We start from the raw sequence: 20,392 nt of genomic DNA on the forward strand, positions 1-20,392 counted from the left end.
GACATGGCACGCCCAACTGACTGGCACCACCTTGACCTCACCGGCGACCCGACTCCCGGAGACCACTTCGAGCTGCAGCGCCAGGGCAAGGAGTACAAGACCTTCGTCCAGGACATCGACGAGGTTCGTCGAGGGCTCAAGACGGCCTCCAAGGACTCCGTCCTCGCCGAAGCGGTCGGCAAGGCCATGGACTCCTTCAAGGAAAAAGTCGACACGCTGCCGGGACAGCTCGACAAGCTGCACGCGAGCTACGACAAGCTGGCCGACGCCTTGCTTTCGTACGCGCACAAAATGGATATGGCGCAGTCGGAAGCGGACAGTGCGCTGTCCAAGGCCCGCACACTGCGCGGCGATCTGCGGTCGGCCGAAGGCCGCCTCGAACGTGCTTCCTCAGCGGCTGACCGGACATCAGCAGCGAAAAAGCGCGTGCAGAAACCCGAGTCCGGCGACCCGCCGCCACCGGACTCGGCGCAGGTGCGGCAGGCGACGCGTGACGCCTCGTACGCCAATAGTCAAAAGGGTGCCGCGCAAGGCCAGGTGGACAGCCTTCACGCGCAACTCGCCGACCTGAAGACAAAGGCCGAGAACGCGGGCAGTGACCACAGCAAGGCCACCGATGACTTCGTGCGCGATGTCCAGGCGGCGTCGGACGCCGGTATCCAGAACAAGAAGTGGTACGAGAAGGTGGGCGACTTCGTCGCCGACCACTGGGACGCCATCGTCACCGCCTGCAAGATCTTCGTCGCCATCGTGGGCCTCGTGCTGCTCTTCGTCAGCGGTGGCTGGCTGGTGGCCCTCTTCCTCGCCGCGGCCCTGATCGTTCTGGCCGACACCATCAAAAAGGTCGCCCAGGGGAAGGCGGGCTGGGGTGACCTGGTCTTTGCCGTGCTCGACTGCATTCCGGTGGTGGGCAAGATCGCCATGGTGGCCAAGGCGGGCAAGCTGCTGGGCGGGATGAAGACGGCACTGCGGGTGGCAAAGATCGAACAGAGGATGTCCGGCGTGCTGAAGGTCTGGCGCGCCGGCGGGAATCTGAAGGGGTACAAGAGCGCCGCCTTGGTATTCGGCAAGCTCGAGGCCAGGAGTACCGCCCAGGACTTCCTGAACGGCGGCGTGGACAAAGTCAAGAAGAACTGGAAGATGAATCTTGCCGGCTCCGCGATCGGCGCCGGAGGCGGCTTCGCCGTCGAAAAGGGATTCGAGAAGGCCCCGAGCCTCCTCAACAAGACCCCCCTGACGAATTGGAGCCAGAGCGAGTACGGCAGGATCAGCATGGACTACGCCGGCAAGGGTGACCTCGGGGCGAAGGTGGTGATCGGCACCACGGCCGGTCTGGTGACCAGCGTCGGCAAGGCCACGTTCAACACGATGGTCTTCGGCGAATCCTTCGATTCGAATACCCTCATCGCCGATACGGCCAGCGGGGCCGGCGGCAAGGGCCTGGCTTACCAGCCCGGCCTGTTGGCGGCCAGGCCCCTCCGCTGACTTACCTTGCGATGGCTTCGAAGCGAGCCAACGCCTTTTCGGTGCGGGGGCGGTAGTCGCGGTATTCGAGGCTTCCGTCCTCCGCGGTATCCACGTAGTCGGTCGGCTCGCTGATGCGCGAGAGGTGGGTCCTCGCCACCTCTCGACCTGCCGCCAGCAGCGCGTGCGCGACTTCCCTCGACGGCGATTCGTCGATCGTTTTTCCCCGGCGGCTGATCACCATGGTCCCATCTCTCTTGAGCTTGAACGTGATCGTGACCATGAAGTTGTGCCGATACGTCCCGCGCCCGCGCTCGATGATCTTTCCTACTCCGTCGAGCAGTTCGAGCAGCACTTGGAATACGACCAGGCCGGCGCCGCCGTCGGCGTGCTTGCTCTCTCGCGTCGTGATCTCTCCCGAGTTGCCCACCACGTCGAGGTGGCCCATGAACATCCCGTCGGTGATCTCGTCCTGACCAGGATGTACGGTGAAGCGGAATTCAGGCATTGCGGCCACCTTTGCGGTCGAATTCTCGGACCAATTCAGCAGTGATCGGCTCACCGCTGATCCAGGCCGACCTGGCGCGGTGCCACGCGGCTTCGCTCACGCCTTTCGGGCGGCCCTGAACGTTCAGAAACTCGTGCCGCGGAAGCACGGCGATCAGGTAATCCGGCCGCCCGCGCAGTGCGATCACTCCACCGAACCGTGGATCACCGGCGAACTGGAAACCCTGCTCGGACGCCTCGGCCAAGGTGCGGCGCCATTTCGTTCCCAGCGTGGTGCGCCGGGCAATCACAGTGACGTTCTTCCCCGGCTCATCCGGATTGGGGATCTCAAGGGCCTTGCGCTGAGCCCCGGATGTCGAGCCGCCCCTCTTGGAGATGCGGGCAGGCGCGGGCGTGACGTCTTGCCAGGGATAGATCTCCAGGATCGGCTTCATGCCCTTCAGCTCATCCTGACGGCGCGAGCGCGCGGCGATCCACAGCACCGGCGGGATCGCCAGAGGGCAGAGCAGGAGCGTGGGCGTATCGCTGAAGATCTCCACCGCAAGAAAAACGAGCGCGAAGGTCGCGACGGTCAACAGGATCAACGACCACAGGACTTTCCGTCTTGCCCTGCGCCATGCTCGCAGGGTCTCCGGATCGTGAAATGCGCCCTGATGCGATTTTTCCGACATGGAGTGGGAATTCCCCTCAATGGTAAGGCCCGTGGATCGCCAAGCTCGCCGCATGGAAGCCGCAGCCGACATGAACGGCGGTCAATGACCCTACCAACGCACCATGCCTTTTCTTCGGGCCGTAGTTGGCGCGGATATTTTGCGCTGGGCCGGCGCGGGACCAGCGCCGGCGACCGTCAGTCCTCCGCCTGAGCCACCCCCACCGGGCAGCTGACGCCCGTGCCGCCGATGCCGCAGTAGCCCGCGGGGTTTTTGTCGAGGTACTGCTGGTGGTAGGGCTCGGCCGGATAGAAGGGGCCCGCGGGGAGGAGTTCGGTGGTGATGTCGGCGTAGCCGGAGGCGGTCAGGACCTTCTGGTAGGCGGCGCGGGACGCCTCGGCCGTCGCTGCCTGCTTCGGGGAGTGGGTGTAGATCGCGGAGCGGTACTGCGTGCCGACGTCGTTGCCCTGGCGGAAGCCCTGGGTGGGGTCGTGGGACTCCCAGAAGACCTTGAGGAGGGCGGCGTAGGAGACCTTGGCGGGGTCGAAGACGACGCGGACCGCTTCCGTGTGGCCGGTGTGGCCGCTGCAGACCTCTTCGTACGTGGGGTTCGGAGTGTGGCCGCCCTGGTAGCCGACGAGGGTGGTCCATACGCCCTCCGTCTGCCAGAACTTGCGCTCGGCGCCCCAGAAGCAGCCCAGCCCGAAGTCGGCGACCTCCAGGCCCTCCGGGTACGGGCCGAGCAGGGCGTTGCCGAGGACGGTGTGGCGGTCGGGGACCGTGAACTCCGGCTCGGGACGGCCCTTCAGCGCCTCGTCGGCGGACGGGAGGTGGTTCTTGAAGCGGGAGAACAGCATCGTGATCAGGCTCCGGAGAGACGAGGAAGGGGAAGAGGAGGGGACGACGGCGGGCGGTGACTCGGTGACCGGGGAACGTCTCGAAGGCGGCGGGAATTCCGCTCAGAACGGGGGGCGGTCCGGCGGCAGCGTCGCCGGGGTGCCGCCCTGGGACTCCCAGCCGGCGACGGCGAGCGCGCGGTAGGTGGCGTACGCGGCGGCCGGCTGCGGGTGGTACGACCAGGGCACCGCGCCGACATGGCCGTCCACCAGGCGCAGCTGCTCCATGGCCTCGGCGTACCGCTCCGCCTGGACGAGAAACCAGATGAGGAGGTGGCGGACGTGCGGCGCCACCGGATGGGCGGCGGGCGCCTTGCTCAGCGCGTAGTGCGCGCCCTCGATGGCGCGCTCGACGACCGTGCTCTGGAAGAGGCTGCGGACCATGTTCGCCTCGGGCAGGTGGTCGTACACCGAGAAGAGCGGGAGGGCGGGGAGGAGCGAATCGGCGGCCGCGCCGGCGGCCGCGCGCTCGGTGAACGCGTCGGCGTCCTCCTTGGAGCCGTGCCACTTCTCCGACCAGTACGGGAGCGCGGCCAGATGCGCGCCCATGTGCTGCGGGGCGCGCTGGACGACCTTGGACCAGAGCTCTTCGTAATCGGGGCGGCGGTCGCCCAGCCCACGGGCCGCGGCCAGTTCGATGATGTACGGGACCGGGCTGCCGGGGGCCAGCAGCCGTGCCTCGTGGCAGACCGTGCGGGCCTCTTCCAGGATCATGCGGAAGTCCTGCGAGCCGGGGTCGCGCATGGCCTGGACGACCAGGAACTGTGCGTGCGTCTGGGCGCCGCCGGAGTCCTTGGGCTTCTCGGAGCGCCACGTGCGCAGCCAGATGCCACCCGGCGATCCGCCCGGCGCCTCGCTGTGCGGACCCGGCGCACCGTCACCCTCGTGCGCCGACGCGAACGCCGCGGCGCCCGCCAGCGACTGCACGCGCTGCCAGCGCCGCTCGTCGCCCTCGGGGGTGCCGGCCAGCAGCCGGGACGCCGGCCGCCAGTCCTGTGTGCGGGCGATCTCCGCCAGCGCCTCCGCCAGCTCCGGGTCGGGCCCGGGCAGCCGCGGGTCGAGCTGCTCGGCGGGGACGAAGCCGTACCCGGCCATGGGGTCGGCGACCGACGCCAGGCCATGGCCGGCCTGCTGGAGCGTGCGCCGGCGCCGCGCCAGGGGATAGCCGATCAGCCCCGCGATGGCGAGGAGGGCGATAAGGGCGAGCAGTGCTTCCATGAGCAGTCAGTCGTTTCCAGGTCGGTCGGGACGGGGCGGCTAGGTCGGATCGGTGCATGGGTCGGTCGGTCGCGTCGCGTAGGGCGGATGCGGCACGGTGTCTTGTTCTCTTTCCACTCTCCAGCGAAGCAGAAAGTTCCTGGCCGCGTGCAAGCCTGTGGACGACTACCCTCGTCAGCCATGAGTGATCAGCGCGGACAGCGCCATCAGCACTTCGAAACCCTTGCCATTCACGCAGGTCAGGAGGCCGACCAGGCGACCGGCGCGGTATCGGTGCCCATCTACCAGGTCTCCACGTACAAGCAGGACGGCGTGGGCGGGCTGCGCGGCGGTTACGAGTACAGCCGCAGCGCCAACCCGACCCGCACGGCCCTGGAGGAGAACCTCGCCGCTCTGGACGGCGGCCGCCGCGGCCTGGCCTTCGCCTCCGGCCTGGCCGCCGAGGACTGCCTCCTGCGGACCCTGCTCGTCCCCGGTGACCACGTCGTCATCCCCGACGACGCGTACGGCGGCACGTTCCGCCTCTTCGCCAAGGTCGCCGAGCGCTGGGGCGTGGAGTGGTCGGTCGCCTCCTCCTCCGACCCGCGGGCCGTACGGGAGGCGGTCCGGCCGCGTACGAAGGCGATCTGGGTCGAGACGCCCAGCAACCCGCTGCTCGGCATCACCGACATCGCGGCCCTCGCCGACGTCGCGCGCACCGCGGGTGCGAAGCTCGTCGTCGACAACACCTTCGCCAGCCCCTACCTCCAGCAGCCGCTCGCGCTCGGCGCCGACGTGGTCGTGTACTCGACGACCAAGTACATGGGCGGCCACTCGGACGTGGTGGGCGGCGCGCTGGTCGTCGACGACGAAGCGCTGGGCGAGGAGCTGGCCTTCCACCAGAACGCGATGGGCGCGATCGCCGGGCCGTTCGACGCCTGGCTGGTGATGCGCGGCATCAAGACACTCGCCGTACGGATGGACCGGCACAGCGCCAACGCGGCGCGGGTCGCCGAGCTGCTGGCCGCGCACCCGAAGGTGACCAAGGTGTACTACCCGGGGCTGCCGGACCACCCCGGCCACGAGACCGCCGCCAAGCAGATGCGGTCCTTCGGGGGCATGGTGTCCTTCCAGGTCGCGGGCGGTGAGCAGGCCGCGGTGGACGTCTGCGACCGGGCGAAGCTGTTCACGCTGGGCGAGTCGCTGGGCGGCGTGGAGTCGCTGATCGAGCACCCCGGCCGGATGACGCACGCCTCGGCGGCGGGCTCCGCGCTGGAGGTACCGGCCGACCTCGTACGGCTCTCGGTCGGCATCGAGTCCGTCGACGACCTGCTCGCGGACCTGACGCAGGCGCTGGGCTAGGCGGTACCGGTGCTCCGGGGCGCCGCCCAGCGCGCGGCGGCGCCCGGCCGGGCTCGGAGCGGGCGCGTCACCACCCCTCCAGCGGAGGCGTCGTCCGCGTGGGCGGCGGCATCCACGGCTGCTGGGTGACGGCCCAGCACGTGAACGCCACGGCCGCCAGGAACAGCAGCAGCCAGCCGGCCCGCTCCAGCCGGCGCCGCCGCAGCAGCAGCCGGCGCCCGCGTGCGGCGGCCCGCAGCGCGAGGTCGGGCGGGACGAACGGGTGCGGCCCGTCGAGCATCCGCCGCACCTCCGCCTCCTTGCGGTCGGGCGGACTCACGGCACCACCGCCCCGGCCGCGACGTGCGCACTCACGAGGCCACCGCCCCGGTCCCCGCGGCGGCGGGCGGCGGCCCGGCGCCGTGCCCGGTGCTGCGCAGCTCCGCGATCGCGTGCAGGCACAGGGCGTGCACGCGCTCGGCGGGGAGACCCAGTTGGGCCGCGGTCTGCTCCTCGGCGACGCCCTCGTACAGCCGCAGGACGAGAACCAGCCGTTCCTGCGGGGTGAGCCGGTCCAGCAGGCCGCCGCGCGGCCGCCGGTGCCGCCACGCCGTACGGGCGAAGTGCCCGGCCAGCTCCTGGCGGGTGCGGTCGTAGGGGTCCTCGCCGCGCAGCCGGTCCCAGGACGCGTACGTACGGGCCAGCGCGCTGGTCAGCAGTTCCTCGGCGGCGGGCGCGGGGCCGCCGGACGGTTCGGCCGTCAGCAGCGTGGCCGTGTGCAGCAGCCGGCCCGCCGCGCCCGCCACGAAGGCTTCGAATTCCTGGGCGCGGCGGTGCTCCAGTGCTGCCCGCCGCTCTCGCACAGCGCCTCCCGGCTCGCGGGCCCGGCGGCCCGGCCATGGCTCCATGGCACGGCAGCGCGGGCGGGAGGTCAAGAGCCGTGCGGCAGGCGGTACCACCCGGGAAGCCGCTCCCGGGCTTCGTTCAGGACGCCGGTGCCCCCGGGGACAGCGACGCCGTCACCGTCGAGAGCGAGGTGTTGAAGCGGGTCAGGAGCGTGGTGAAGGCGTTGCGCTCCTCCTCGCTCCACTCCTCCGTGACCAGCGCCATCAGCTCGCGGCGCGAGGCGCGTACCTCCTCCAGGCGGGCCCGGCCGCGCTCGGAGAGCTGCAGGACGACCGCGCGCCCGTCCTCGGGGTGCGAGGCGCGGGTGACCAGCCCCGCGTCGACCAGCGGCGCGACCTGGCGGGTGACCGTGGAGGAGTCGATGCCCATGCCGGCTGCCAGGGCCTTGACGCCCATCGCGCCCTCCTGGTCGAGCCGGTTGAGCAGCAGGTAGGCGGCGCGGTCCATGGAGTTGCGCGCCTGCCCGACCCCGCCGAGCCGGCTCTGCTCGGCGCGGCGGGCGAAGACGGCCACTTGATGTTGCAGCGCGTCAAGAAGAGCGGGGTCGGTGTGGGTCGTCATGTCCGAAGAGGTGGGCATGGCCGGTTGCTCGCTTCATGGGGGTGCGTACGGATTGGGGGACAGAGTACGCGGCCCGCGCGGGGACCGTACCGGCGCTGACCAAAGATGTACGGCCGCGGGGCGGCTCTCCGGGCCGCGGGCGCCCGCGGCGGCGCGAGCTGTAAGACTGGCGCCATGGCCGATCACACGCCGCAGACGCCCGCTTCCGCCGCATCCGGGGCCCCCGGTCCCGCGGCGGCCGCCACCGTTCCGCGGGCCGCCGCAGACACAGGGGTGCTTCCCGCCGTCACGCTTGACGACATCATCGGAGCGCAGAAGCTGCTGTCCGGGGTGAGCCGGTCCACCGCCATGGAGGGCAGCCGTTACCTGTCCGGGCTGGTGGGCGCGCCGGTGCACTTCAAGTGCGAGAACCTCCAGCGCACCGGCTCGTTCAAGATCCGCGGCGCTTATGTGCGGATCGCGGGGCTCTCTGCGGAGGAACGTTCCTGCGGAGTGGTGGCGGCGAGCGCCGGCAACCACGCGCAGGGCGTGGCGCTGGCCGCGTCCCTGCTGGGCGTCCGCTCGACCGTCTTCATGCCGGAAGGCGCACCGCTGCCCAAGGTCGCCGCGACCCGCGACTACGGCGCCGAGGTGCGGCTGCACGGTCAGGTCGTCGACGAGACGCTGGCCGCAGCGCAGGAGTACGCCCGTAAGACGGGCGCGGTCTTCATCCACCCCTTCGACCACCGCGACATCATCGCCGGGCAGGGCACGGTCGGCCTGGAGATCCTGGAGCAGTGTCCCGAGGTCCGCACGATCGTGGTCGGCATCGGGGGCGGCGGGCTCGCCGCGGGCGTCGCGGTCGCCGTGAAGGCGGTACGGCCCGACGTGCGGATCATCGGCGTGCAGGCGGCGGGCGCCGCCGCGTACCCGCCCTCGCTGGCCGCCGGGCGCCCGGTCTCGATCGAGTCCCCGGCCACGATGGCGGACGGCATCAAGGTCGGGCGGCCGGGCGACGTGCCCTTCGGGATCATCGGCGAGCTGGTCGACGAGGTCCGTACGGTCTCAGAGGACGCCCTCTCCAGCGCCCTGCTGCTCTGCCTGGAGCGGGCGAAGATGGTCGTGGAGCCGGCCGGCGCGAGCCCGGTCGCCGCGCTGCTCTCGGAGCCGGCGGCGTTCCAGGGGCCGGTGGTCGCGGTGCTCTCCGGCGGCAACGTCGACCCGCTGCTCACGCAGCGCATCCTGCGGCACGGCATGGCCGCGGCCGGCCGCTACCTGTCGCTGCGGCTGCGCCTGACGGACCGCCCGGGCGCGCTCGCGACGCTGCTGGGCGTGCTGTCCGAGGCGGACGCCAATGTGCTCGACGTGAGCCACGTACGGACCGATCCCCGGCTCGGCATCACGGAGGCCGAGGTCGAACTGCACCTGGAGACGCAGGGGCCGGAGCACTGCACGGAGGTCGGCACGGCGCTCCACGAGGCGGGGTACACCGTGATCGCCTGACCGCCGGAACACGGCATATACCGCTGCGGCCGATGTCCCCTGGGGCATCGGCCGTTGGCGTGCGTACCCGAAGGTGGCTCGACTATCGCGATGTATCGCGTTCTGGGTAACATCCGTGGAACGGTCGGCGAAAGGCGCGCCGGAACGGTCTCTTCCTGTGGCGCAATCGTGGCGTCCTGTGACGCCGGCCGTCCGCCGAGCGGGTGAAGTCCGGCAAACGTAAGATTTCCCTCGAAACCAACCCCGGGAGTGCCTAGATGCCAGGCGCTATTCACGCCGAGGGTCTCGTGAAGACCTTCGGCGAAGTCAGGGCTCTGGACGGCGTCGACCTCGACGTCCCCGAAGGAACCGTCCTCGGTCTGCTCGGCCCGAACGGCGCCGGCAAGACCACCGCCGTCCGGGTCCTGACGACCCTGCTGCGGCCCGACCGCGGCACGGCGGAGGTGGCCGGGATCGACGTACTGAAACACCCCGACGAGGTGCGGCGCGCGATCGGCCTGTCCGGCCAGTTCGCCGCCGTGGACGAGTACTTGACCGGCCGCGAGAACCTGACCATGGTCGGCCGGCTGTACCAGATGGGCGCGAAGGCGGCGAAGGCCCGGGCCGGCGAACTGCTCGACCGGTTCCACCTCGCCGACGCGGGCGACCGGCCCGCGAAGACCTACTCCGGCGGCATGCGGCGCCGCCTCGACCTGGCCGCCGCGCTGGTCGTCAGCCCGCCCGTGATGTTCATGGACGAGCCGACCACCGGCCTGGACCCGCGCAACCGCCAGCAGCTCTGGGACGTCATCCAGGAGCTGGTCGCGGGCGGTACGACGCTGCTGCTCACCACCCAGTACCTCGAAGAGGCCGACCACCTCGCGCACGACATCTGCGTGGTCGACCACGGCCGGGTCATCGCACGCGGCACGTCCGACCAGCTCAAGGCGCAGACCGGCGGCGAACGCGTCGAGGTCGTCGTGCACGCCCCCGAACAGCTCGGCACCGCCGACGAGGTGCTGCGCGGCTTCGGCAAGGGCGGGACCAAGGTCGAGCCGCACACCCGCAGAATCACCGTGCCGGTCAGCGGCGGCGCGAAGCTGCTCGCCGAGGTCATCCGCGAACTGGACGCCCGGGGCGTCGAGATCGACGACATCGGGCTGCGCCGGCCGACCCTGGACGACGTCTTCATCTCGCTGACCGGCCACGCGGCCGAGACGCCGGCCGAAGAGGAGGAGGTCGCATGAGCGTCATGACGGAGGCGTCCCGGCGGGCCGGTGCGCCGCAGCCGGGCGGCATCGGACGGTCCGTACGGGACTCGCTCGTGGTCGCCCAGCGCAACCTCATCAGAATGCTGCGCATCCCGGAGGTGGTGATCTTCGGGCTGGTGCAGCCGATCATGTTCGTGGTGCTGTTCAGCTACGTCTTCGGCGGCGCGATCCAGTTGCCGGGGCAGCAGGGGCCCATCGACCCCGCGCAGTACCGCGCCTTCCTGATGGCGGGCATCTTCGCGCAGACCGTCACCTTCGCCACGGCGGGCGCGGGCGCGGGCATCGCGGACGACATGCACAAGGGCCTCATCGACCGCTTCCGGTCACTGCCGATGGCCCGCGGCGCGGTCCTTACCGGGCGCACGCTCGCCGACCTCGTACAGACCGCGCTCACCCTCGTCGTCATCTCGGTCGTCGCGCTGATCATCGGCTGGCGCACGCACGAGAACCTCGGCAAGGTACTGGCCGGATTCGCCCTGCTGCTCCTGCTGGGGTACGCCTTCTCGTGGATCGGCGCGCTGATCGGGCTGTCCGTGCGGACCCCCGAGGCGGCGACCTCCGGCGGCCTGATCTGGCTGTTCCCGCTGACCTTCGTCTCGAACGCGTTCGTGCCCTCGGACTCCATGCCGGCGTTTCTGCAGCACATCGCCGAGTGGAACCCCTTCAGCGCCACGGTGCAGGCCGCGCGCGAGCTCTTCGGCAATCTGCCGCCCGGCTATCCGGTGCCGGATGCCTGGCCCATGCAGCACCCGGTCCTGGCCTCGGTGCTGTGGTCGGTCGCCATCATCGCGGCCTTCCGCACGCTGGCGGTACGGAAGTACCGGTCGGCGACGGCGTGAGCGGGCGCGCGCGGACACGTCGAGGGCCCGGGTCGGCAGACCCGGGCCCTCGGTGGTGCGATGCGGCCGGCGCGTGTCGCGGCGCGGCCGTGGTCCGTGCGGCTCAGCCCGTGTAGGGCTTGGCCTCCAGGATCTTCACGGCCGCCTTCTTGCCGTTGGGCAGCTCGTACTCAGCGGTCTCGCCGATCTTCTTCCCGTTGACCCCGGTGCCCAGCGGGGACTGCGGGGAGTAGGTCTCGATGTCCGAGCTCGCGTACTCCCGCGAAGCCAGCAGGAACGTCAGCGTGTCGTCCGGGTCTCCGTCGAACGCGATGGTGACGACCGTGCCGGGGGCCACGACACCGGCGGCGGCGGGCGCCTCGCCGACCTTCGCCGTTTCCAGCAACTGCTTGAGCTGGCGCATGCGAAGGTCCTGCTTGCCCTGCTCTTCCTTGGCCGCGTGGTACCCGGCGTTCTCCTTCAGGTCACCTTCCTCGCGGGCCGCCGCGATCTTTTCGGTGATCTCGGCGCGTGCGGGACCAGACAGGTACTCCAGCTCGGCCTTGAGCTGGTCGTACGCCTCCTGGGTCAGCCAGGTGACGTTGTCGCTGGTCTGGGTCACAGGTGCTCCTCGTCGGTACTGGGGATAAATCAAACGCCCTACCAGGAAGGCTTGCGCCTTCTCGGGTGGGCGAAACCACGAGCCTAACAATTACGGCACAAAAGGGGGAGCGGTAAACCGCAAAAAACACGTCACCGCTGGTCAGCGTGGCCGGGAGGCGATTTCGGGCGAGTCCCGGAACGGGCGTCGGCCGCCGGCTGTCAGGTGCTTGCGCCCGAGGCGTCCGAGGCCGTGCAGCCGACCAGTTCGGCGTTGGTCGCCCGGGCCGTGGTCCGGATCGTGATCACCGTGTCGACCTGGCCCTTCGCCTGATCCACCGGGACGTCCTTGCGGCCGACCTCGGCGCCGTCGGCGGACTGCGAGCGCAGCGTGCACACGCCCTTCGCGTCGGCGTCCTTCACGACCTCCAGATGCGCCTGCACCGCGGTGTCGGAGACGACCTTGTACGAGACCAGGCGGCCGCTGAGGTCCTGCCCGGTGATGTAGGAGATGCCGAACCAGGCGATCACGGCGACCAGCGCGGCGCCGAGCACCGCGCCGATGACCTTGAGCTTGCGGTCGGCTCGCTCGTCGGCGGTACGGCCGTACCGTCCGTCGGGCAGTCCGTCGCGCACCGCGGCCATGATCTTCCTCCTGGTAAGGGGGACCTGGAATTAAATGCCCCCTCGCTTCGGTCACTATAGAAGGCGTCGTTCCACGGCGTCCCATGACCCTTGACTGAGGATCGAGTCTTGACTGAGCAGCTGCGAATGATGGCGGTGCACGCCCACCCCGACGATGAGTCGAGCAAGGGCGCGGCCACCATGGCCAAGTACGTGTCCGAGGGGGTGGACGTGCTGGTCGCTACCTGCACCGGGGGAGAGCGCGGCGACATCCTCAATCCCAAACTCCAGGGCGACCCGTACATCGAGGAGCACATCCACGAGGTGCGCAAGAAGGAGATGGACGAGGCCCGGGAGATCCTGGGCGTCAAGCAGGAATGGCTGGGCTTCGTGGACTCCGGGCTGCCCGAGGGCGACCCGCTGCCGCCGCTGCCCGAGGGCTGCTTCGCGCTGCAGGACGTCGAGGCCGCGGCCGAGCCGCTGGTGAAGCTGATCCGTTCGTTCAAGCCGCAGGTCATCACGACGTACGACGAGAACGGCGGCTACCCGCACCCCGACCACATCATGACCCACAAGATCTCCATGGTGGCCTTCGAGGCGGCCGGTGACGCCTCGAAGTACCCGGACGCGGGCGAGCCCTACCAGCCGCTGAAGCTCTACTACAACCAGGGCTTCAACCGGCCGCGCACGGTCGCGCTGCACGAGGCGCTGCTGGAGCGAGGCATGGAGTCGCCCTACGGCGAGTGGCTGGAGCGCTGGAAGTCCTTCGAGCGCGCCGAGCGCACGCTGACCACGTACATCCCGTGCGCGGACTACTTCGAGATCCGGGACAAGGCGCTGATCGCGCACGCCACGCAGATCGACCCCGACGGCGGGTGGTTCCGCGTCCCGATGGAGATCCAGAAGGAGGTCTGGCCCACCGAGGAGTACGAGCTCGCCAAGTCTCTGGTGGACACCTCCCTCCCCGAGGACGACCTCTTCGCGGGCATCCGCAACAATTGACCTCATGATGAGCGCGACCAGCACCCTCGCCATGACTCATCTCGTCCCCCTTGCCAAGGACCTGGACGAGAACAAGGTGACCCCCGGAGTCCTCGGCTTCATCGTCTTCGCGGTCATCGGCGGCGCCGTCTGGCTGCTGATGAAGTCGATGAACAAGCACATGCGGAAGGTCGACTTCGAGCAGCAGCCCGACACGGCCGCCAAGAGCGACGCCGGCGACGGCGCCGACGGCGGTGACGGCCCGGAGCCGTCGGCCAAGAGCACCGCGGCCCCGGCCGCCCCGGCGAAGGGCGCACCGAAGACCACCTGAGCGGGGCGGGCGGCTGCCCCGGTGGCTGCCGCCTGTCCCGTTCCGCGCGGCCCCGCGCCGCCCGGCCGGTCCGCCATGCGGCCCGGGCGGGCTTTGCGCTGCCCAGGTGGGCTGCGTGCCGGCCGCGCGGTGGCCCGTTACGCGGATGTCGTCCGCGGCGGGTCCGTCCTGCGTATGGATTCCAGCGGGACGCCCATGATCTCGCGGGCGTGCCGGGTCGGAACCATGCCCAGACGCCACGCCTGCCAGCCGGCCTCCGGCTCCACGCCGCGGTCCAGCAGCACCGCGAACGCCTCGGCGCAGTCCTCCAGCTTGGAGTCGCGGGCCGGGTGCGGGGAGCGCCGCAGCTCCGCCAGCTCCTCCTGGGCGACGGCCGTGCCCACCACCGAGCCGCCCGGCGAGGCCAGCGGCAGCAGTGTGCAGCGCAGAAAGCGGGCCCAGTCCTCGCCGCGCCGGTCGCCGTAGCCCGCGAAGATCTCCGCCGCCTCGTCGGCCAGCTCCAGGGCCTGCGCACTCCGGCCGTTCCCCGCGTCGATGACCGCCAGCTCCAGGCAGGACCACGCCTCGCTGTGCGGCACCCCGATCCGCTGGAAGTCCCGGCGGGCGTCCTGCAGGAGCTGGCGCGCGAAGCCGCTGTTGCGCAGCGAGCCGGTCTGCGCCGCCCGCAGGTCACGGGTGATCCGCCCGGAGTGGTGCCGGGCGCACGCCAGGCCGTACCCGTCCTGCATCCGGTTGAACATCGTGCGCGCCCGGTCGAGCTGCCGCACGCCCCCGTCCTTGTCGCCGTCCTCCTCGAGGGCCTGGCCGAGGTAGTACAGCGTCCACGCCTCGCCCCGGGCGTCCTCGTGCCGGCGGTGCAGCGGGAGGGCCTGGCGCAACTGGTCCACCGCGGGGCCCGGGTCGCCGTCCACCAGCCGGGCCCGGGCGAGCTGGGTCATCGCCCACGCCTCGCCGCGCTCGTCGTGCGTGCGGCCGTACAGCTCCAGCGCCTCCTGGAGCTCGCGCTCGGCCCGCGGCACATCGCCCTGGCGCAGACACGCCTGGCCGAGCTGGAAGTGCGCCCACGCCTGGCCGTGCAGGCTCTCGCTCTCCCGGTGCAGCTCCAGCGCCTCGTCGAGCAGCGCGAACGCCTCGGCGAGCTGCGCCCGGTCCCGCTCCACCGCCGCCAGGGCGTGCAGCGTCCACGCGCGGTCGCCGCGCATGTCGTCCCCGCTCTGCATCGCCAGGGCCTCCCGCAGCTTCGCCGCGGCCTCGGTGAGATTGCCCTGCTGCTGGAGGGTGATGCCCAGGTCGCGCAGGGCGCGCGCCGCGCCCGCCGGGTGCTCCGCCTCGAAGTACAGGTCGACCACGGAGGACAGCGTCGTGCGTGCCTTGTCCAGCTCGCCGAGCTGACGGGCCGCGACGCCGGTGCGCCACTGGACCGAGCGGGCCAGCAGGCCCTTGTCGGCGGCCTTCGTCAGCTCGTTCAGCTCGCCGAGGCGGTACAGGTCGCCGCGGAGCAGGCAGTAGTCGGCGAGCGCGCCGAGGAGGTGGGAGAGCGTGGCCTGGTCCACGTCCTGGTCGGCGTGGCGCAGCGCCGCCGTGATGAAGCTGGTCTCGTCGTCCAGCCACTGCAGCGCCGCGTCGAGCGAGGTGAAGCCATGCGAGCCGAAGCGGTCGGCGCGGGTGGAGGTGTTGCCGTCCACCAGGCGGATGACGGAGTCCGCGAGCTCGGCGTAGCTGCGCATCAGCCGCTCCTGGGCGGTGGACCGCTCGGCCGGGTCCTCCTCGTCCAGCAGCCGGGCGTGCGCGAAGTGGTGCACCAGGGAGTGCAGGCGGTACCGGCTGCCGCGGACGTGCTCGACGAGCCCGGCCTCGGCCAGCCGGCCCAGCCGCCGCTCCGCTTCCTCCTCCTCGACGCCCAGCAGCGCCGCCGCCGCTGCCGTGCCCAGGCTGGCCCGGCCGACCAGCGCCAGCCGACGCAGCAGCCGCCGCTCCGTCTCGGACTGATCGGCATACCGCAGCCAGAGGGCCCGCTCGACGGGCGTGACCGGGCCGTAGGCCGCGAGGTCCGCCGCCAGCCTCGCCGGGTCGCGCGGGCCGAGCGCGGAGCCCGCCACCCGCAGCGGCAGCGGCAGCCCCGCGCACAGCTCGCCGATCCGGTCCAGCGCCTGGGAGTCGTACGGCCCGGCCGCGTCCCCCGCCTCCGTGCCGGCGGCCCGCAGCAGCTCCTCGACGCCCGCGGTGTCCAGCGGGCCCACCGGCAGTTGATGCACCCACGCCGGCAGTCCGTCGGGCAGCTCCAGCGGCTCCCGCGCCGTCACCAGCACCAGGGACTCCGAACGGTCCGGCACCAGCGTGCGGACCTGCTCCGGGTCGGTCGCGTCGTCGAGCAGGACCACCACGGGGAGATTGGTCAGATGCTGGTGGTACAGCTCCGTCAGCCGCTTCACGTGCTGCTCCGGCGAGGGCCGCTCGCGGAACAGCAACTGCTCGCGCGGTGCCCCGAGGCGGTTCAGCAGGTGCAGCAGCGCGTCCCGGGTGGGCAGCGGGGTCTCGCCCGGGGTCTCGCCGCGCAGGTCCACCACGCACGCCCCGCGGAACTGGTCGCGCAACTGCCGCGCGGCGCGCACCGCGAGCGCCGTCCGCCCCGAGCCCGGCTCGCCGTGCAGCACCACCACCGTGGGCTTGGTCTCCGTACTCGCGCGGGCGGCGTGCACCCACTGGGTGATCTGCGTGAGCTGGGACCGGCGGCCGGCGAACGGTCCCTGCGGGTCCGGGAGATGGTGGAAGGACTCGGCCAGCACCGACCGCCGTCGGGCCGCCGCGCTGCGGTCGCCGCCGCGGAGCTGCGGCCCGCGCCCGGCCGTCCCGGCGCTCTTGCCGCTGCCCGCCCCGCTGTTCCGCGCCGCCGCCAGCATGCGCTGCTGGTCCAGGAACGGGCGGATGCCGCGCACCTCCAGGGCCGTCAGCCACTGCAGCCGGAGCTGCTCGGGGCCGCCCGGCTGGCCGCGCATCCCCGCCTGCTGGTGCGCGGCCGGCCAGTGCCCCGCCGTCAGTTTCAGGACTGTCGCCGCGGCCCCCGCGACCGCGACCGCGGCCCCCGTGCCCAGCGCGGGCCCCGGGCCCGTGCCGTACGCCAGGTCGGCGGCGACGGCGGTGACCGCCGCGACCAGCGTGACCACCGCGGGCGTGCCCGTCTCCTTGCGGGTCAGCCGCTCCGTCAGCGGCCGGCGCGCCGCCGCCGCCTCGTCCAGCGCGCGCACATACGCGCCGTACTCCTCGGCGGCGCCGGCCGCGAGCTGGTCCAGCGCGTCGCGGGCCCTGCCGAGCAGGACGCCCCCGTCGACGCGTCCGCCCGAGCGGCGTACCTCTTCCTCGACCGCGCGCGCCAACAGCGCGTCCGCGTCCGCGCGATGGGCGTCGCGCAGGACAGCCGGTGAGCCCGTCATCTGGATCCCCCTCCAGCGATGATCGCTTTGTACGCCCAGTGTTCCGTCTCTCCGTCGAATCCGGCAGCCCTGTGGATAACTCCGCCCGGACGTGTCACCGCCCCGCAGACGATGACCGGGCCGGCCGAGGCCGGTTCCCTCAGGCCACCGCCCCGTCCCCGCGGACCCCGTACCGCCGCGGGTGTACAAATGGCTGAGCCGGGACGCCTGATGCGACATGGGTCCGGTCGCGCTCAATCGGCCCGGCCGCGCGCCCTTTGGAAACGGTCCCGGCCTTCGGCGAGCGAGACGACGGGATCGGGATAGTCGTACCGGGCCCGCTCCGGGGCCGGCAGTTTCCACGGCTCGTGCACGGCCGCCCCCGCGATCCCGTCCAGCTCCGGCACCCAGCGGCGTACATACGCCCCGTCGGGGTCGTACCGCTTTCCCTGAAGTACGGGGTTGAGCACACGGTTGGGCCGGCTGTCCGTGCCGGTGCCGGCCATCCACTGCCAGTTGAGCTGGTTGTTCGCGATGTCTCCATCCACCAGTAGGTCCAGGAAATGACGGGCGCCGATCCGCCAGTCGACATACAGCGTCTTGGTCAGGAAACTCGCCGCGAGCAGCCGTCCGCGGTTGTGCATCCAGCCCTCGTGGGAGAGTTGGCGCATCGCCGCGTCCACCACCGGGTATCCCGTACGTCCTTCCTTCCAGGCGGCGATCTCCTGCGACGCCGCCCGCCCTGAGCGCCAGCGGTCGTGCTGGGGCCGGTAGTCCGCGACGGCCGCCGTCGGCCGGGCCGCCAGCACCTGATGGTGGAAGTCCCGCCAGCACAGTTGGCGGACGAACGCTTCGGCGCCCGCTCCACCCGCCTTGCGCGCACGGTGGACGAGCTCCGCCGGGGAGAGCGTGCCGAAGTGCAGATGCGGCGAGAGCCGGGAGGTCGCGTCCCCGGCCAGATCGTCGTGGCGGTCTTCGTACGCCGCGAGGCACGCCCGCCACCAGGCCGTCACGCGTTTGCGTCCTTCGGTCTCCCCGCCCGTGGCCAGCCCCTCCGACACACCGGTCACCGACCTGCGGGACAGCAGGTCTTCCGACGCGACGTCACTGGGTACGCGCACCGCTCCCGGAGCGGCCAAGGGGGACCGCGGGAACACCTGCGACCAGCGGCGGAAGTACGGCGTGAACACCGCGAAGTGGTCCCTCCCCGCCGGAGTCACCTCGCCGGGCGGGAGCACGGTGGTCACCGCATCGTGAACCCGCAGGCGGCGGCCCGCCGACGCCAGGGCCTGCCGAAGCCGTGCCTCCCGCAGCAGCGCGAACCGGCTCACCCCGGCCGCCATGTGCACCTCGTGCGCATCCACTTCCCCGGCGACCCGGCACACCTCTTCCGTTGTGCTGCCCGAGCGCACCACAAGCCGGCCGCCGCGGTCACGCAGCGCCTCATCGAGGTCGGTCAAGCAGTCCGAGAGAAACGCCCGGCGGTTCGGCGCGGCGAAACCGGCCGCTTCGATGGCGGCGTCATGGACGAACAGCGGTACCACTTCGTCCGAGGACGAGAGCGCCGCGCGCAGCGGCGGGTGGTCGTGCACCCGCAGATCGGCGGTGAACAAAACGATCGCGACGGTCATCGCGCCACTCCTGGTCGGTGCTGGGCAAGGGGACGGCCTGCTGCCAACTGAGCGGGCGATCGTGCAGCATCGGCGGCCGCGGCTGTCATTCCTGCACCGCGCGGTGCGTTCCGTGGCCTCCGCGACCGGTCGTGCCACCGGTCGCGGCCAGCGCGATGTTGCGGGCCATGCCGCCGAACACCACGGTATGGAAGGGGGAAACGCTCCACCAATACGCGTGTCCCAGCAGGCCGCGGGGGTGGAAGAGGGCACGTTGCCGGTAGCAGGTGCGGCCGGCTTCGTCGCGTTCCGCGCGCATCTCCAGCCAGGCGAGACCGGGAAGCCGCATCTCGGCGCGCAGCCGCAGCAGCCGTCCCGGTTCGATCTCCTCGACACGCCAGAAGTCCAGGGAGTCGCCGACCCGCAGACGGTGGGGGTCACGCCGGCCGCGGCGCAGGCCGACGCCGCCGATCAGCCGGTCCAGCCAGCCGCGTACGGCCCAGGCGAGCGGGAAGGAGTACCAGCCGTTGTCCCCGCCGATGCCCTCGATCACGCGCCACAGCGCTTCCGGCGAGGCATTGACGGTCAGTTCCCGCTGGTCCGTGTACAGGCTGCCGCCGGCCCACTCGGGATCGGTGGGCAGCGGATCGCTGGGGGCGCCGGGCACCGCGGCGGACGACCAGCGAGTGGTCACCTGAGCGTCCCGTACGCGACGGAGCGCCAGCTCAAGTGCGGTGTCGCAAGCGACCGGACGTCCTGGCCGATCGGGTACGTACCGGGCGATGTCATGCTCGCGGCAGATGACCTCGTGGCGCAGGGATTCGGTGAGCGGCCGGGCGATCGCACCCGGCACGGGCGTGACCAGGCCGACCCAGAGACTGGACAGCCGCGGCGTCAGGACCGGGACGGGCACGATCAGACGCCGGGGCAGGCCGGCGACCTTGGCATAGCGGCGCATCATTTCCACGTACGTGAGGACGTCCGGCCCGCCGATGTCGAAGGCGCGGTTCACCTCGGGGGGCATGGCGGCGCTGCCTACGAGGTACCGCAGCACGTCCCGCACACCGATCGGCTGAATCCGGGTGCGGACCCACCTGGGGGTGACCATGACCGGCAGCCGTTCGGTCAGGTAGCGCAGCATTTCGAAGGACGCCGAGCCGGAGCCGATGATGACCGCGGCGCGCAGCACGGTGGCGGGCACCGCCGAATCCAGGAGGATCCGGCCCACTTCGGCGCGCGAGCGCAGGTGCGGCGACAGCTCCCGCTCGGGCACGTCCTGGGGAGTGAGACCGCCCAGATAGACGATGCGGCGCACACCCGCGGCGGCCGCCTGCTCGCCGAAGACGCGCGCGGCCTTCCGGTCGGTCGCCTCGAAGCCGGAGCCGGTGCCCAACGCGTGGACCAGGTAGTACGCGACGTCGATGCCCTGCATGGCCGCCCGGACGGACGCCTCGTCGGTCACATCGCCGCGGACCACCTCCGCGCGCTCGGCCCACGGGTGGTCACGCAGCTTTCCGGGCGACCGGGCCAGACACCGCACCCGGTAGCCGGCCGCCAGCAGTTCCGGCACCAGCCGGCCCCCGATATAGCCCGTCGCGCCGGTCACCAGGCATGCCGGTCCCGGCCCTGTCCGCGGCGCTGCGCCGTCACCGCTCACCATGAACGCCTCCGCTCCGCGTCGGATCCCGCCTCCCAGTTTTCCCCGCCCCGGACGCCCCGGCGACCGGTGCCAGGGCCCCATCGGGCACAGCGTGGCCGGAATGC

The 20,392-nt window shown here is 71.5% G+C and carries 19 protein-coding genes; 7 read left to right on the forward strand and 12 right to left on the reverse strand.

Features of this window, described 5'->3' with window-relative positions; translation table 11 throughout:
• The first annotated feature begins 3 nt into the window (after positions 1-3).
• Entirely contained in the window at positions 4-1,485 is a 1,482-nt protein-coding gene (locus IG84_RS0126845) for a putative T7SS-secreted protein (protein ID WP_051862465.1), read from the forward strand.
• Position 1,486: 1 nt separating this feature from the next.
• Here IG84_RS0126845 and IG84_RS0126850 read toward each other — a convergent pair whose 3' ends face one another.
• From IG84_RS0126850 to IG84_RS0126865, 4 genes are all read right to left on the reverse strand, one after another.
• A complete protein-coding gene (locus IG84_RS0126850) occupies positions 1,487-1,972 on the reverse strand; it encodes a hypothetical protein (RefSeq protein ID WP_031062387.1) in 486 nt (161 codons plus the stop codon).
• A complete protein-coding gene (locus IG84_RS0126855) occupies positions 1,965-2,642 on the reverse strand; it encodes a hypothetical protein (protein WP_157848950.1) in 678 nt (225 codons plus the stop codon). The genes IG84_RS0126850 and IG84_RS0126855 overlap by 8 nt, the downstream gene beginning before the upstream one ends.
• A gap of 176 nt (positions 2,643-2,818) precedes the next feature.
• A complete protein-coding gene (gene msrA / locus IG84_RS0126860; RefSeq protein WP_031062391.1) occupies positions 2,819-3,478 on the reverse strand; it encodes a peptide-methionine (S)-S-oxide reductase MsrA in 660 nt (219 codons plus the stop codon).
• A gap of 102 nt (positions 3,479-3,580) precedes the next feature.
• Positions 3,581-4,735, reverse strand: a complete 1,155-nt coding sequence (locus IG84_RS0126865; protein WP_031062393.1) for a hypothetical protein — start codon at positions 4,733-4,735, stop codon at positions 3,581-3,583.
• Between the two features lie 180 nt (positions 4,736-4,915).
• Here IG84_RS0126865 and IG84_RS0126870 point away from each other — a divergent pair, with 180 nt between their 5' ends.
• The gene (locus tag IG84_RS0126870; protein ID WP_031062395.1) at positions 4,916-6,076 is read left to right on the forward strand and encodes a cystathionine gamma-synthase; all 1,161 of its coding nucleotides are present in this window, start codon (positions 4,916-4,918) and stop codon (positions 6,074-6,076) included.
• A gap of 67 nt (positions 6,077-6,143) precedes the next feature.
• On the opposite strand, the gene IG84_RS41885 is transcribed toward IG84_RS0126870, so the two are convergent.
• The 3 genes from IG84_RS41885 to IG84_RS0126885 all read right to left on the reverse strand — a co-directional run bounded on the left by IG84_RS41885 (position 6,144) and on the right by IG84_RS0126885 (position 7,540).
• The gene (locus tag IG84_RS41885; RefSeq protein ID WP_031062398.1) at positions 6,144-6,395 is read right to left on the reverse strand and encodes a hypothetical protein; all 252 of its coding nucleotides are present in this window, start codon (positions 6,393-6,395) and stop codon (positions 6,144-6,146) included.
• 31 nt (positions 6,396-6,426) lie between these two features.
• Complete coding sequence (locus IG84_RS41890) at positions 6,427-6,918, reverse strand: sigma factor-like helix-turn-helix DNA-binding protein (protein ID WP_031062399.1); 492 nt, start codon at positions 6,916-6,918, stop codon at positions 6,427-6,429.
• Between the two features lie 121 nt (positions 6,919-7,039).
• Positions 7,040-7,540, reverse strand: a complete 501-nt coding sequence (locus tag IG84_RS0126885) for a MarR family winged helix-turn-helix transcriptional regulator (protein ID WP_031062401.1) — start codon at positions 7,538-7,540, stop codon at positions 7,040-7,042.
• Positions 7,541-7,696: 156 nt separating this feature from the next.
• Here IG84_RS0126885 and ilvA point away from each other — a divergent pair, with 156 nt between their 5' ends.
• From ilvA to IG84_RS0126900, 3 genes are all read left to right on the forward strand, one after another.
• The gene (gene ilvA, locus IG84_RS0126890) at positions 7,697-9,004 is read left to right on the forward strand and encodes a threonine ammonia-lyase (RefSeq protein WP_078649441.1); all 1,308 of its coding nucleotides are present in this window, start codon (positions 7,697-7,699) and stop codon (positions 9,002-9,004) included.
• A 257-nt stretch (positions 9,005-9,261) separates the two neighbouring features.
• Entirely contained in the window at positions 9,262-10,230 is a 969-nt protein-coding gene (locus IG84_RS0126895; protein WP_031062404.1) for an ATP-binding cassette domain-containing protein, read from the forward strand.
• The gene (locus IG84_RS0126900) at positions 10,227-11,093 is read left to right on the forward strand and encodes an ABC transporter permease (RefSeq protein WP_031062405.1); all 867 of its coding nucleotides are present in this window, start codon (positions 10,227-10,229) and stop codon (positions 11,091-11,093) included. The genes IG84_RS0126895 and IG84_RS0126900 overlap by 4 nt, the downstream gene beginning before the upstream one ends.
• A 103-nt stretch (positions 11,094-11,196) precedes the next feature.
• On the opposite strand, the gene greA is transcribed toward IG84_RS0126900, so the two are convergent.
• Entirely contained in the window at positions 11,197-11,694 is a 498-nt protein-coding gene (gene greA / locus IG84_RS0126905; RefSeq protein ID WP_031062407.1) for a transcription elongation factor GreA, read from the reverse strand.
• A gap of 200 nt (positions 11,695-11,894) precedes the next feature.
• A complete protein-coding gene (locus IG84_RS0126910; protein ID WP_031062408.1) occupies positions 11,895-12,317 on the reverse strand; it encodes a DUF4307 domain-containing protein in 423 nt (140 codons plus the stop codon).
• Positions 12,318-12,425: 108 nt separating this feature from the next.
• On the opposite strand from IG84_RS0126910, the gene mca reads away from it, so the two are divergent.
• Positions 12,426-13,298: a mycothiol conjugate amidase Mca gene (mca, locus tag IG84_RS0126915; protein WP_031062410.1), complete on the forward strand. Its 873-nt coding sequence runs from the start codon at positions 12,426-12,428 to the stop codon at positions 13,296-13,298.
• A 7-nt stretch (positions 13,299-13,305) separates the two neighbouring features.
• A complete protein-coding gene (locus IG84_RS0126920; RefSeq protein ID WP_107053970.1) occupies positions 13,306-13,608 on the forward strand; it encodes an RAMP4 family protein in 303 nt (100 codons plus the stop codon).
• Between the two features lie 137 nt (positions 13,609-13,745).
• On the opposite strand, the gene IG84_RS0126925 is transcribed toward IG84_RS0126920, so the two are convergent.
• The 3 genes from IG84_RS0126925 to IG84_RS0126935 form a co-directional block, all read right to left on the reverse strand.
• Positions 13,746-17,039, reverse strand: a complete 3,294-nt coding sequence (locus IG84_RS0126925; protein ID WP_031062413.1) for a tetratricopeptide repeat protein — start codon at positions 17,037-17,039, stop codon at positions 13,746-13,748.
• Positions 17,040-17,272: 233 nt separating this feature from the next.
• Positions 17,273-18,649: a cryptochrome/photolyase family protein gene (locus IG84_RS0126930; RefSeq protein WP_031062415.1), complete on the reverse strand. Its 1,377-nt coding sequence runs from the start codon at positions 18,647-18,649 to the stop codon at positions 17,273-17,275.
• A gap of 85 nt (positions 18,650-18,734) precedes the next feature.
• Positions 18,735-20,288 (reverse strand): SDR family oxidoreductase, encoded by a 1,554-nt coding sequence (locus IG84_RS0126935; RefSeq protein WP_051862466.1) that lies wholly within the window; start codon positions 20,286-20,288, stop codon positions 18,735-18,737.
• Positions 20,289-20,392: the final 104 nt, after the last annotated feature.

Origin of the sequence: Streptomyces ochraceiscleroticus, assembly GCF_000720485.1 — a bacterium.
GTDB classification, from domain to species: domain Bacteria; phylum Actinomycetota; class Actinomycetes; order Streptomycetales; family Streptomycetaceae; genus Streptomyces; species Streptomyces ochraceiscleroticus.